The organism is Pseudomonas sp. TREG-RG-20F-10-E-6-01, assembly GCF_022662455.1.
Classification (GTDB): domain Bacteria; phylum Pseudomonadota; class Gammaproteobacteria; order Pseudomonadales; family Pseudomonadaceae; genus Aquipseudomonas.
The window spans coordinates 575,762-588,720 of sequence record NZ_JAKNQP010000002.1 but is presented as its reverse complement, the minus strand read 5'-3'; the positions used below and the strand labels follow the sequence as shown (position 1 = coordinate 588,720).

Annotated in this window: 11 protein-coding genes and 2 pseudogenes; 8 read left to right on the top strand and 5 right to left on the bottom strand. The window is 51.4% G+C overall.

Features of this window, described 5'->3' with window-relative positions; translation table 11 throughout:
* Window positions 1-2 precede the first annotated feature (2 nt).
* The 7 genes from L8K08_RS09080 (at window position 3) to L8K08_RS09050 (ending at window position 7,877) form a co-directional block, all read left to right on the top strand.
* A complete protein-coding gene (locus L8K08_RS09080) occupies window positions 3-2,393 on the top strand; it encodes a phage tail protein (protein WP_242196002.1) in 2,391 nt (796 codons plus the stop codon).
* On the top strand, window positions 2,390-2,893 hold the full coding sequence (locus tag L8K08_RS09075) for a hypothetical protein (RefSeq protein ID WP_242195999.1): 504 nt from the start codon (window positions 2,390-2,392) through the stop codon (window positions 2,891-2,893). Before L8K08_RS09080 ends, L8K08_RS09075 begins: the two co-directional genes overlap by 4 nt.
* Window positions 2,886-3,812, top strand: coding sequence for a hypothetical protein (locus L8K08_RS09070; protein ID WP_242195996.1), 927 nt, complete (start codon window positions 2,886-2,888; stop codon window positions 3,810-3,812). Before L8K08_RS09075 ends, L8K08_RS09070 begins: the two co-directional genes overlap by 8 nt.
* A complete protein-coding gene (locus L8K08_RS09065; RefSeq protein ID WP_242195992.1) occupies window positions 3,809-4,354 on the top strand; it encodes a DNA-binding protein in 546 nt (181 codons plus the stop codon). Before L8K08_RS09070 ends, L8K08_RS09065 begins: the two co-directional genes overlap by 4 nt.
* A complete protein-coding gene (locus L8K08_RS09060) occupies window positions 4,351-5,055 on the top strand; it encodes a hypothetical protein (protein WP_242195989.1) in 705 nt (234 codons plus the stop codon). Before L8K08_RS09065 ends, L8K08_RS09060 begins: the two co-directional genes overlap by 4 nt.
* Complete coding sequence (locus L8K08_RS09055; protein ID WP_242195986.1) at window positions 5,028-6,005, top strand: hypothetical protein; 978 nt, start codon at window positions 5,028-5,030, stop codon at window positions 6,003-6,005. Before L8K08_RS09060 ends, L8K08_RS09055 begins: the two co-directional genes overlap by 28 nt.
* A gap of 90 nt (window positions 6,006-6,095) precedes the next feature.
* On the top strand, window positions 6,096-7,877 hold the full coding sequence (locus L8K08_RS09050; RefSeq protein ID WP_242195984.1) for an NACHT domain-containing protein: 1,782 nt from the start codon (window positions 6,096-6,098) through the stop codon (window positions 7,875-7,877).
* Window positions 7,878-8,352: 475 nt separating this feature from the next.
* On the opposite strand, the gene L8K08_RS09045 is transcribed toward L8K08_RS09050, so the two are convergent.
* On the bottom strand, window positions 8,353-8,568 hold the full coding sequence (locus L8K08_RS09045; protein WP_242195981.1) for a hypothetical protein: 216 nt from the start codon (window positions 8,566-8,568) through the stop codon (window positions 8,353-8,355).
* 872 nt (window positions 8,569-9,440) lie between these two features.
* On the opposite strand from L8K08_RS09045, the gene L8K08_RS09040 reads away from it, so the two are divergent.
* Window positions 9,441-10,253 carry a hypothetical protein gene (locus tag L8K08_RS09040; RefSeq protein ID WP_242195978.1) on the top strand — a complete coding sequence of 271 codons (813 nt, stop codon included), beginning with the start codon at window positions 9,441-9,443 and terminating at the stop codon, window positions 10,251-10,253.
* An 88-nt stretch (window positions 10,254-10,341) separates the two neighbouring features.
* Here the strand turns inward: L8K08_RS09040 and L8K08_RS30345 are convergent.
* The 4 genes and pseudogenes from L8K08_RS30345 to L8K08_RS09015 form a co-directional block, all read right to left on the bottom strand.
* Window positions 10,342-10,923 (bottom strand): annotated as a pseudogene (locus tag L8K08_RS30345) (tyrosine-type recombinase/integrase); the annotation flags it as partial.
* Between the two features lie 277 nt (window positions 10,924-11,200).
* A complete protein-coding gene (locus tag L8K08_RS09025; protein WP_242195975.1) occupies window positions 11,201-11,746 on the bottom strand; it encodes a hypothetical protein in 546 nt (181 codons plus the stop codon).
* Window positions 11,747-11,787: 41 nt separating this feature from the next.
* Window positions 11,788-12,106: pseudogene (locus tag L8K08_RS09020) on the bottom strand (phage virion morphogenesis protein); the annotation flags it as partial.
* A 426-nt stretch (window positions 12,107-12,532) separates the two neighbouring features.
* Entirely contained in the window at window positions 12,533-12,916 is a 384-nt protein-coding gene (locus tag L8K08_RS09015; protein WP_242195972.1) for a cytochrome c, read from the bottom strand.
* Between the last annotated feature and the right edge of the window lie 43 nt (window positions 12,917-12,959).

Here is a 12,959-nt window from a genome sequence, read left to right as displayed (position 1 = left end):
CCATGGGAGCCAGCATTACCCTTGCAGGTGAAAGCCTGATCGCGCAGAAAGTCGGCGCACAACAATCTCTAAACGTTGCTCGATTTGTCCTGGCCAACGTGCCCGGGCTTGACCCGAACGCTACTGTTGATCGAGCGGCGGGCAAGCCGGTGCCGGCGCAAGTCGTCGGCACCTATGAGGTGACCCAGAAAGGTTTCGTGAATCCGAACCAGGTGGTTTACAGCCTGATGCTCGGTAGCGACATCGGAGATTATGACTTCAACTGGATCGGCCTTGAGACCAGTGAAAACGTGTTGCTGGCCGTGGCGTATCTGCCGGTACAGCAAAAGCGCCGAAACATCCCGCCGCGCCAGATCGGCAACAACGTAACGCGTAATTTTTTGGTGGTGTTCGACGGCGCCCAGGCGCTGACCGGGATCAAGATCGATGCCAGCACCTGGCAGCATGACTTTACTGTGCGACTGAGCGGCATCGATGAGCGCGAACGCTTGAGCAATCGCGATGTTTACGGGCGTGCTTGCTTCCACAGCAGTGCGCTTGCACTGCAGAAGGTGGGCAATGCGTACAGCCTGAAACCCGGCATTGCCTATGTTGAAGGTGTTCGGCTGGAGCTTAAAAGCGCGCAAGCTGTCGCTGTCCCGTCAATCCCTAACGTGGCCTGGCTTGACGTACGCCTGCAGCGGGAATTAAGCGATGCGGTCGGTACGTTCCAGGTCGTGTTTGGTTGGGATAAGCAAGACTACACCGACAGCACCGGTGTCCGGCACTACCTGGTGCCCATTGCAGAACTGCCTACGATCGCCTCGATCAACGACCTGCGAGCCGTGGAGCCGATCACCAGCGAGCTGATCAAACACCTGGCAGCCCGGAACGGCGATTATCCCGGGCTACGCGCTCGATCCACGACGAAAGGCGACGTAGGGCTGGACCAGATCCCGAACGCCATCAGCAGTGATTCAAACGCGAATGACCCTTGGATACTGGCCACCACGCACATGGTGCAGTTGGTGCGTAACACCCTAAACGCCAGCATCAACGCGCTGGTGACCGGCACCACTGCAGCCGGCAAAGCCCTGAAACTGGCCACGGCACGCACGTTTAAATTTAGTGGTGCGGCGACAGGTAGCGCGAAGTTTGACGGCACCGCGGACCCGGAAATTGCGCTGACCCTGGCCGACAGCGGAGTGGCGCCCGGTTCCTATACCAAAATGGCTGTCAACTCTAAAGGCGTGGTCTACGCAGGAAGTAACCCAACGACGCTTGCTGGGTATGGCATCACCGATGGATACACAAAAAATGAGGTGGCCAACGGGTTTGTGAAGCAGGGTGGGGGTATCGGTCAATTATTCAACCGGGTTCACATTGGTTGGTCCGCAACCGGTTTGAAGGTCACTGTAGACGAATCCGATCTAGGGCGGATCTGGACTGAACATCTCTTCAACCCCAATAGCAAGGCTGATAAGGCCACGTCCCTCAGCGGTTATGGCATCTCGGACGCCTATACAAAGGCTGAAACTAAGCTTGGATTTGTGAAACAAGGTGGTGGCATCGGCCAGAATTCAAACGATCTTTCTATGGGGTGGAGTGGAAATAAATTAAAAGTCACAGTCGATAACTTAGATTTGGGAGGGTTGTGGAGTGAATACAATTTTGATCCCTCTCAGAAAGCTGATGTGGCCGCCGTTTACAACAAAGAGACAGTTAATCAATTGTTGGTGGCGAAAGTTAACACCGATACATTGTCCTTTGCGGGATTTGCAGGCGGATACGCCACGCAGCCGTACTTTCGGCATTCACTAACCAACGCTGTCGTAAGACTTGGCACTTATGAAGATGTTCAGACGCGTGCGCTTAAGGCTAATACGCTAGCAGGCTATGGCATCACAGATGGCTATACCATCGACCAGACCAACCAACAGCTTGCTTTGAGGGTTTTCGGTGACAGCATTTCCCATGTAGGACTTGCAAGTGGCAATCCTGACTACCCATATGTTCGGGATCAGGTCACCCGCGAGGTTCTCTATTTGCAGCGCCGCCTGGGTTTCGTGCCCACTGAGCAGGGCGGCGGCGTAGGTCAGTCCTCAAATAAAATCAAGTACGGTTGGGATACCCAAGGTCGTGGGATGCGTGCTCAAGTTGATACCACCGACTTGGGTATTCAGTGGGGAGAGGCAAACTTCTATCGGCCCGACACCACCAACTTTATGCCGATAGGCATCAATGGCACGTCTTTCCAGCTGCCTCCAGGTGGATCATGGTGTTATTCGGTCATGCATTATTACTTAGCAGGCCAAGGTGTTGTCGGTAAAAGTGGCCACGCACCTGGTGGAACAGTGATTTCTTTTAGCGGCGGGGCAACTATTTATGGTTTCGCTTGGAGGTATGCACCGTGAGTAACGAAAATAAATCTGAAGTGAATGCGGCAATTGCGCCTGTGGAAGCGTCGCTGGAAGCGCCATTGGCGGAGGTGTTGGTTACGTTCAGTGATGTGTCAGTAAAACCTGACAAATCGTTCGTGGTTACTGTTGCAGGTAACCGATGCCATGTTACCCAGGACTATAACGCCTCGTTGTATCAAGCTGTTCGCACTTACTTGGACGAGGGGGGCAAGTTTGAAAAATATTCTGAGGACATTTTTGTAGAGTCCGACCCGCTCGTGATTGCTCGGCTCTGGGCTGAAACAAGTTTGCAGAATACGGAAACGCTCGTTGCCCAATACCGCGACGCCCGAGACCTGGGCGGCATTACGCCAATTACGGCTGAGCAGTTCACGGCCCTGCTGACCTGGCGCCAGGCGGTGAGGGAGTGGCCCAAGGCAAAACGGTATCCGGCTGAAGCGAGCCGGCCCACTGCACCTGAATGGCTGAGCGCGGTTCTGAACAATGATGAGTGAGTGGACACCGGTGACCATGCGTTGGCCCGCCCAGGCTACCCAATGGATGGGCCAACTTTCAGCGGCCCAGGGGCTTGCCGGCAGTGAGTTGGTCGGCACGGCTAAACGCCTGGCAGACCTGAGCGGGAAAACCTCCACAAGCCCAGGGCCGGTGGGTGGTGCTGCCCAAGGCGCGATTGCGGCGGGCCGTGCTGCGCTTGCTGAGCAAATGGGCGACATTCCTACGTGCTTGGTGGTGACGCCATTTCAAAGCGGGATTGGCCAGGGCCGTGGCTACCAGCGGTTCCTTTCCGCGCCGAACTTGCTGCAGCAGCTCGCCGGCAAATTGGTGGACGTGAGCGACACCGGCCGGCCGGACGGCCCCCAGTTCGCCCTGTGCTTAATGTTCCTGTCGACGCGCTTTGATCAGTTGGCTGCGAGCCTGGCACGCTTCAACGCTTTGTTGCCGTTGCCTGACCTGGTGCGAACTGAACGCCGCGCACGTCACCTGTCGAAGCTGGAGACGGAAAAGTGGGAAATTCCCGCCGCTGGCACCTTGCCGCGTTGGCAGGCGTTGCCCTTGGAGCGTTGCACCGTAGTGAAGGCCGCGCAGCAATCCATGGCCGGCCAGCTTGCCGTTCTGGAGGGTTACGCCGCCGACAGTTCGCCCATGGCAGACCTTGCCGCGCTGGCCAGCCGCAAGGCCGCCCAGCAGAGGGGCCGGGATCAGCAGCTGGCCGACCTGAAAGCGCTGTTTGCCGATGGCAACCCGGACAGCAGCATGTGTGCCCGCATGATCGGCCCTGGCAACGCCACCGAGCTACGCCAGGCGCTGTTGGCGGGCGATGCCCCGGGGCATGAGTGGGTACTGTGCGCGGGCGCGCTGCTGGTGGGATCTGAGAAGGGTTTGAGTTTCGTTCGCGAGCTGGTGGGCCTATGACTCTGCTACTGGACGGGCAACAGGTGCGCGGGAAAAATCTAAAGGTCACGGGCAACCTGCGCATTGAGAGCGACGACCTGTCAGGTCAAACCAGCAACACCGACAAGGGGCACAAAGGCTTCAAACCCAAGACCCTAACTGTCAGCCTGATGATTCCGTTCGTTGACCAGGAGCAACTTCGCGACCTGATGCGTCTAGTGGAAGCGACCGCCGGCGGTGGCCAGCTCAAGACCTACCGAATCGTCAACGACACCGCCGCCTCGTTCGGCATGCGCCAAGTCACGTTCACCGAGGGCGTGAGCGCCCGGGAAGACGACAACCTGCGCGCCTGGCTGATTCAGTTCACCTTGGCTGAAAAACTGTCGAACCCTGAAAAGGTCGAGGGACGGCGATCGGGCAACGCGGTTACCGCGCAGTCTGGCCCTGGCGGGGCGGTTGGCGGCGCCGGTGGCCAGTCACCTGATGGGGCAGAGGAACTGACCGGCTTTGAAGCAACTTTGAAAAAAGTTGACACCTGGCTGGGCGGGGGTGCCAAGGAATGAAGCTGCACAAGGAGTTGGCCATCAACGGCAAGCCGTATGCCCTGGTCAAAAACGAAGTTCGGCTGGACGCAAAAAGCCCCGGCCGGGCGACGTTTACCGTTCAGGCCTCTGCACCGGTCAAGGGTTTGGTTACGCTCGATATCGGCTACAACGACAGCCGACTGCAGCGACACTTCATTGGCTACGTCGAACGCTCCACCACGGCCAGCAGTGGCCAGCAGGTGCTGTTCTGCCGCGAGTTGGCCGCGATCCTGGCCAACCCGCTGCCGCTGAACCTGCGTCACGTCGACCTGCGCGCGGTCCTGGTCGAGATCGGCCAGCACACCGGTTTGCGCTTTCGCGTCCCGGAAAAGCCCTATGCGAGCGTCAAGGCGCCATTTTTCTACAGCCTGGCCGCCGGCTACCAAGCTATGGACAGCCTGGCCCGGGTTTTCAACATCCCCGACTTCATCTGGCAGCAACAGGGTGACGGGGAAGTGTTCGTGGGCAGTTGGACTGACAGCTTCTTTGGCGTTCGCTCGCCGCTGCAGCTGCCGGTGGAACTGTTCGACGACTACCAAGGCAACCAAAGCGCGATGATTGCGGCCCTTCCCGGGTTGCGACCAGGTGCAACAATCAACCACGGCGAGCGCATCACCAGTGTGGCGCTCATCGACAATCAGATGGCCATACGATGGACGACGCAATCCGCCGCAGCGTAGAACGACAATTCCCCGAACTCACCGGTGGTTATCACCTGCCACGCTTTGCCCGTGTTGTCGCTGTAGCCGACGCCCCGGCAGGCGCCGGCATCTGCGATGACTTCCGGCCGCGCTATGCCGTCGACATCGAGGTCATGGGGCCGGACGGGGAGCCAGACACCAAGCTGCCAATCCTGGCCGGCGTGCCGTTGCCACTGCCCACCGGTGGCGAGGAAATGGGCATCTATGCGTTCCCCGAGGAAGGCACCCAGGTCGTGGTGTGCTTTGCCTACGGTTTGCCGCACAAGCCCTATATCCAAACCATTCTGCCTCACGGCCTGAGCATGCCCAGCGTCCCGAAGGGTGATCAGGTGTGGCAGCACAGCGAAGCCTGTCAGCAGCGTGTCGACGCGGACGGTAATTGGCTGCGCCAAACCGACGGCAAGATCCTGGACAAGGCGATTGAGCGGGAAGTGGAGGCGACGGGCAACACCGAGCGGTACCAGAGCCACACCAGGACCGTGGACGATCATTCAATCGAATCGGTAGGGGGCATCAAAACGCTTGAAGCCTTGGGCGCGCTCAAGCTGCTGTCGGGCGGATCTGCGAGCCTGGCGGCTGTGGATGATATGCACCAGGCAACCGGGCGAGACTTGAACATGGTGGTTGGGCGGAAGCACAACGTCACGGTTGGTGGGGATTTGGAGGAAAGGGTAGAGGGGCTGCGTGAAAGTATTTCGGCGATGAGCCAGCGGCTGCAGGCCCCAAAGACTTGGCTTGGTTCGGAGGAGATAAACTTGCTAGAGGTACTTTCGGACCTAATGGAGTTAGTAAGGCGCATGAATATTCAGTTAGCAGCGCACACCCATCAGCCTGCTCAGACCCCAAGTCCATCCGATGTCACCACTTTTATGGCACGCTCAATCGAGGTTTCAATCCTAAATGACAAGGTGAAGGAAATTATTTTCTAAACAGGTTTAAGTAAGACCTATAAAAAGTAGCAGAAGGCTTTTTTTTTCGGCAATATCACTTGCTTATGGAATTGGACGAGGCATCAGGAAATGATCGTAACAGGGGCGATGGTGACTGCTTTTTTCTCAAAGAATTTTGAGAAAATATTTGGTTTGGCGAAAAAGGCATATCAGGCGGTTGATGAAGACATTCAAATAGCATTGAAGACGGCTTACGATGAGTACCTTCAGAAAACATCTGACAAGTACTCAAAGTCGAAATCTTTTTTTATTCGAAATGAACCCACCAATCTATACAGCTACTATGTACCAATCGGTATATCTTGTAATGGACAGCGTATAGTGGAGCCTGATGTCGATAACTGTATTGTCAAATCTAACAGGCTTATTATTTCAGGTTCTGGTGGGAGTGGTAAGTCAGTTTTACTTAAGCATTTATTTTTGAATTGTATTGCTAGTGGGTCTTACGTTCCTATTATGATTGAGCTTCGAGATCTCAATGGGGCTGAAACGACACTTAATGAAATAATCACTGAAATACTTTCTGATTTTGGGTTTAATGTTAGTGGTAACTATATTGAAAAAGCAAAAAAGGCTGGGCATTTTTGCTTTTTCTTAGATGGTTATGATGAGATTACCCATGTGCATCGTAAACGCTTATTAAAAGAAATTAAAGCCTTGTCCAAAAGATACCCAGAGTGCCCGGTCATAATTTCTTCTCGTCCAGATGAGGCATTTAATGGCTTGGAGGAATTTTCCAATTACCATGTCTTGCCCTTAAATATAAATACCGCATCAAAACTTGTCGAAAAGCTTCCTTTTGATGAGGAAATAAAAAGCAAGTTTCAAAAAGATTTGCATGAGAGGTTGTTTGAAAGTCATAGGTCTTTTCTTTCCAATCCTTTACTGCTTTCGATAATGCTTTTAACTTATGGGGAGAACTCTGAGATACCATCTAAGCTTAGTATTTTTTACAATCAAGCTTACGAGGCTCTATTTTTAAGGCATGATGCATATAAAGGTGGGTTCAATAGAGGTAGGTTAACAAAACTTGATATTCAGGACTTTTCGAGAGTTTTTTCCGTATTTTCACTCCTTACCTATGATCGTCGCGAATTCAAAATGCCTCGGACAACATGCCTAGGTCATATAGATAAAAGTCGCCAAGCCTTGATGTTGGATTTTACCATTGAGGATTACTTAGACGATCTTCTCAGTGCCGCATGTCTACTTACTGAGGAAGGCCTTGAAATTGCGTTCTCTCACAGATCTTTTCAAGAGTATTTTGTTGCGATGCATATTTCTTCAGCAACCCCTGAAATTCAAGAGCATCTCTTGGATAGATATTGGAAAAACATGAATTCGGATAGCGTAATTTATCTGCTTCATGAAATAAATCCTGACTTGGTGGAGCGTGTTTTACTTGTGCCAAAGCTATCTAAAATGTTCGAGGATATAGGCGTAAAAAGAAAAGTGGGCATTACTCATGTGATGCGCTTTTTTAAAAAACAATTCATCACCTTGAATATAGAACGTTCGCGGATCACTGCGTCTGCGGCAGAGCTTGAAGCAACTGTTTATGAATTGGCTGGTTTGGTTGCAAGAAATTATGGCGGCTACGTATTTCCTGATCAGAAGCTGTTTGATGAGAGAGAAGCTAAATATGTTGAGGAGTTTGGCGTTAAAAATGAGATTGTTAGTATTCCGATTGCTAAGCTAACTAGTAATCATCCTATTTTAAAAGAGTTTATGAATTGGGAGGGTAACTTTTCAATTAAGCATTTACAAGCAGCATATGACGGATTCAAAAAGCTGAAAGCGAAACACGAGAATAGATTGCAAAAGTTAGACAGCTTGCTTGGTATTTCCTGAGTTTCAGTAGTATGTGCCAAGAAAGTTTCTTGGCATTTTTATCCCTTTTCGGGGGGATGCACGAAATTCATCCCGATTAAAAAAAAGACTGAAAAAAGCACTTATCCCCCTCCCGCCGACGGGGTTTGCGTCCTTTTTTTGTGCAAATCCAGATGTAGTGCAAACGAACCGGCAGCCTAGACGGGCCGGGGGCCTCTTCAGGGTGCCGGCAGTTTCACAGATTGCAAAATTTTGAAGAGAAGTGCAGGGCGACTGCACGGAGGTGCAGCTGACGATCATGGACGGGGCAGAGCTGGAGGCCCCGGATTCATTGGTCTGTGTACAGAAAAATACAGGAGTAAGGGTATTTTCCAAAACGAGATAGTTCTTTTTTCTCGCCGACCGTGGCTGCCGTCGATGAGGTCGAAAGCTGTCATAAGCCATGAATCTTGTGTGCTTGCCGAGAATGTGGCATTTCACAATTTGTCTCGATTCATTAGCTGGCGCCTTGCCTTCTCAATCTGGCCAAACCTTGCTTGATATGCCCCGCGTTCTCACCGATTGCCTCTAAGGCACCACGCACGTTTTCACCCACTTCTACGGAGCCATGTTGTTCTAGGCGTAGCGTGAGTTCCATCAAAGCGGCTTCAAGTGCCAACTGATTTTCATACATCCTTTCAAGCACATCTGAGAGCGAATATTCATGCGCCATACAAGGGGTTCCTATTGTGAACGCTCAGACTAGCCCCAAGCTGAAGAAATCGCCAAACAGATGGCGATTTTGGAACCAGGGCTGGGAAAAAGGTAATTTTGGTTAGGAAAGCCATTAAATCTGCTGCAGCCCGCGTAGTACGTGGGTTTGACGCATTACCTTGAGGGGTAATATTTGGTAATAGCGAAGGTAATATTCGTCCAAGTCCCCGGTTTTGTTGGGGATTGAGCCTGTCAGTAATTACCTGATGAAAAGGTAATGACCTAACCTATAAATTACCAAATTATTACCTTTCTAAATATCTATCAAGCTACTGAAATCAAAGGGTTTTATTCTGCTTTATCAAGCGTATTACCAATATTACCTTTTTCCCATGCCTCAACATAAATCGGGCGACACCCCGTTTTTTACCCCCTTTCGACCCTCATGCACTAACTTGGTGCAAAACCCATGGGACCACCATGGGACTGAGAAAGCCGATTTTTTAGAGCGAGAGCATCGCTGCAGCCCGCGTAAACCGGGCACTTGCATAATGAAAGTGACTTTGCGGGTAGTTTCGAATCTCTCCTTCACCGCCAAATTTGAAACGACAAAACCCCTGAAAACGTTAAGGTTTTCAGGGGTTTTGCGTCTTCAGAGGATTAAAAAGGCCCGTATGGGAACATCCATGGGAACACCTGAGCTTTTTGCCAAGTCCGACCTAACACCGAATCTCTGTGTTTAAGCACTGTCGGCTCCCGGGGAGCCAGGCCTAGAACTTCTACAGAGGGAATGATGGGTGCGGAAAAACTGGCGCAACTATTCGTAGCATTGAAATGCTATTACTCTTCCTCGTTTGACCGACAAACTGGTCATCTACGCACGAGGTAGCAATGACAGTGTCCAATTTAGAAAAGTACCGGAAAGACCTGACGGCATTACTTCACGAGGGGGGCGCAGTTCTTCAAGCGCTTCGCCGAAGTGCAGATGGTAAGAGTGTATGGCGAGCCCGTTTGGCTAAGGGAGGGTGGACCAAAGAAGAAATTGAAAACTACGACCAAAAACTCAAACCTTTTCATATTTGCTATCACCACTGGTATTCGGAAGCTCTGGTCGTTGTAAAACAGCTACTTCCCTACCGGTATGCGGATTTCGTAAAATTTTACGAGCGACCAAAAACTCGAAAGTCATTTGATATGGAAACTTATCGAATTGAGGACGCGTGCCAATCGCTTTTGTCAAAAGCGTATAACGGGGACGTTATCGTTGATACATCTGCAGCTGTTCGATTGCTGCAGCAGCAGATAGCCATTCTTGAGTCCATAGAGAAACGTTTTGAGAGTTCACTCTTTGACATCAAGCAATTGGTACAGGCGGATCTCTTCGACTCCGAGCTTGATGTTGCCAGAGAGCTGCTGAAAAACAAATTTGCTCGTGCTGCGGGGGCCGTAGCCGGAGTTGTGCTGGAAGGCCATTTGAAACAGGTGTGTGATAACCATACCGTTCCTAAAAAGTCTGGAACTATCTCAGTCCTCAACGACGCGCTTAAAGCTGCGGGCGTTATAGAGCTTTCGCAGTCTAGACATATCCAATATCTTGGCGACATTCGTAATAAATGTGGGCATAAAAATGCCGCTGATCCAACCGTAGAGGAGGTAGGCGAACTGATTTCTGGGACCGATAAGGTTATAAAAACTGTATTCTGAGCCACTAATTGGGGCCAGTTTGGCGCCTTTGAGACGATGCCTAGAGATTCAGCGCAAGTTAAAGCATGCTGATGACGTCTGGCCCATCCTAATTAATCCACGTTTCGTAGTGCTGCCGGATCATGTTGGCACTGGTGTGGCCCATCTGCTCCACAATCCAATCAACCGAAGCCACGCCGGTGGTGAGCAACTCGCTGGCATAGGTGTGCCGACACTGGCCAGGTCCGCGATAGCGAACGCCGGCCGCTTTCAAGTGCGCTTTGAAAAACCTGTCCCTCACGACAAAGTCGCTGACGTGCGGCAGGCCGCTCTTAGTGTTCAGGAAAACAAAGTGCAGCTTGTGCTTACGGACAGTTTTGTTGTCCCGCTAGACCACATCGACCGTGTCCACTGTTTTCAGCTGGTTGATGGTGTCCAGTTTCCGCAAGGCATCCCGCTCCGGTTTCAACAGGCGCACCTTGCGCGTCGAGCGCCGGGTTTTGGTCACTCGGTAGGCACCGCGCACCTTGGAGCGCCCGAAAGTCACTGTTCCTAGCTGCAGATCGACGTCCTCCCAGGCCAGTGCGATGGTCTCTGACAATCTCGGGCCTGAATGCGCCTGTACGACGATACCGTTGGCAAGCTGGCCGGATGGGCTGAGCAGAATCACCTGCTCTGCTAGGGTGGGCGGGTACCATTCGCGGTCGTCCTCGGCGCGCCACGCGAGCCATGGAAGTTAAACGGTTGTCAGCGTTCCGATTTTTACCTCCACGCGCGGGGCTCCATCTGCACGGCGGCGATGACGCCGAAGTGGATGAGGTTTTCGAGCATGCGGGCGAGGGCAGCTAAGTCGTTCATGGCGCCGATGTTGGCGCCATGTGTGAGTAGGTGCAGCTTGCGGGAGTCGTAAGCGGAGTTTTTACAAGTCGCTAAATTATCAAAGAATTAATGCGGGGAAGTATAGCGAACTATCGAATAAAAATAGCTACTGCCAGAATTATGACAATCATGCCTAATGAAGCGATCGCCATGATAATGGAGTTTAGTTTTTTATGAAGTTTTTCAATTGTAGTGGTTAGCTTTTTGATTTCTACGTCATGGCAGGTATGTTTTTCGCTGGAGGCGGCCGAGTCATTATCTAGAGAGCTTTTGTCCGCGTGAGCCGCAATGATACTTCCGCCTGCTCCTGAGCAAGCAAATAATAATACTTGCGAGTAGATGTCTAGGTAATCTTTGTAATGCTCCGGAATAGTGTTAAAAGGAACAAATATGTAAATTATTTTTAAGTATAGAGTTTGAAATAATACGCCAAACATTATGATGAATAAGCCCTTGATCACTCTATCTTGCTTGAGGTCAAGTATCATAATGAGAGCCAAAAAGACTCCGAGAATCAACGTCGATATAGCTATTTCTGGTTTGCCGAATATACCAGCTGTGATAGGTGATACAAACGCTAGTATGAAAGCGGCCACCCACAAGGCTACGATCATTTTGTAGTTTGGCTTTGCCATGTTTTGCTTTCCTTGCATTTTAGTTCTCGATCAAAAAGAGTTTATTGAGTTGGCTTTGTCAGTACAGCGCCGGGAATTATATCAAACTCCATGTCTGTGAAGCCTAATAATTCACGTTGCTCGTAACGGATCTCTGGTGCACTGCGCTCAGTACGGTCTTTAAGACCGAATTGGTGAACGCCGGCGATTCGGGCAATGCGCCCGCTGAAACTCACGGTCAAGGCGTTGCTGTCGCCTCGGGCTTTCATGTAGGTCGCGGTGCGTAGTTTTTTGAGCATCTCAACGGCCTTGCCTGCCGCGCAAGTCCCGTTTTTTCCGGGGTGCGAATTTGCTGCCGTCCGGGTTTGGCTGGGTCAATATATGGGAAGTATGTCTGGTGCGCTCATATTGATCAGCAATGCTCAGAGCCTTACCCCGGGGCAAGCCGTTCAGGCTTTTTCGGTACGGACTCGCAAATGGGTGTTTTTTGATGTGCTGGGTTTGGCGGGCATAGCACCCTTTAAACGCTGGGCGCTGGCGCTTGAGATATATCGAAGTTAGGAAGCTTCTGACAAACCGCAATTGACGGCATTAGACCTTGGCCATGCGCCGCCCTTCGATTTGTAAACGGCAGGCCGTTATCAGCAAGGCGATAAAAGAACTTTGTAGTGGCTGAACCCTGAATTCGAATAACGCCACTTATTTAATACAGGCCCTCATACGCTCGCTCGGTGAGAGAGCTTGTTTTGCGAGGGTTATCCACATTTACTTGGTAAATGACAAAGTAATTGATACTTGGATTACTGTTTAAAAAGCATCATTTTTTAAAATAGCGCCACTCATATATTGATTCAAATCACGAAAATCATTAACCGTCCAGGCATGTGGCGGCACCTTCACACCATTCTCTCGCAACGTTCTCGGAATCAAGTCTCCATTCGGCCGAAGTATTACCGACGATACAATAACGCCCGGATAATCACTCAGTCGTTTCTTGAAAGCAGGCGTTGTCAAATCAGGCGTAGGCGGATTGCTCCTATGCGCTAATGGCCCTGTTCCCTTGAGATCAGCGCCGTGGCACATGGCACATCGCTGTAAGAAGAGATTTTTTCCATTGGCGTTATCCGCGAAGGACAGTGATGGTTGAATCAGCGATAACATTCCCAGCGTAGCGATGAACACTATTTTCATTTTTATAGGGTCTTGTTGTATGAGTCAGGTCTGAATCGAGAGG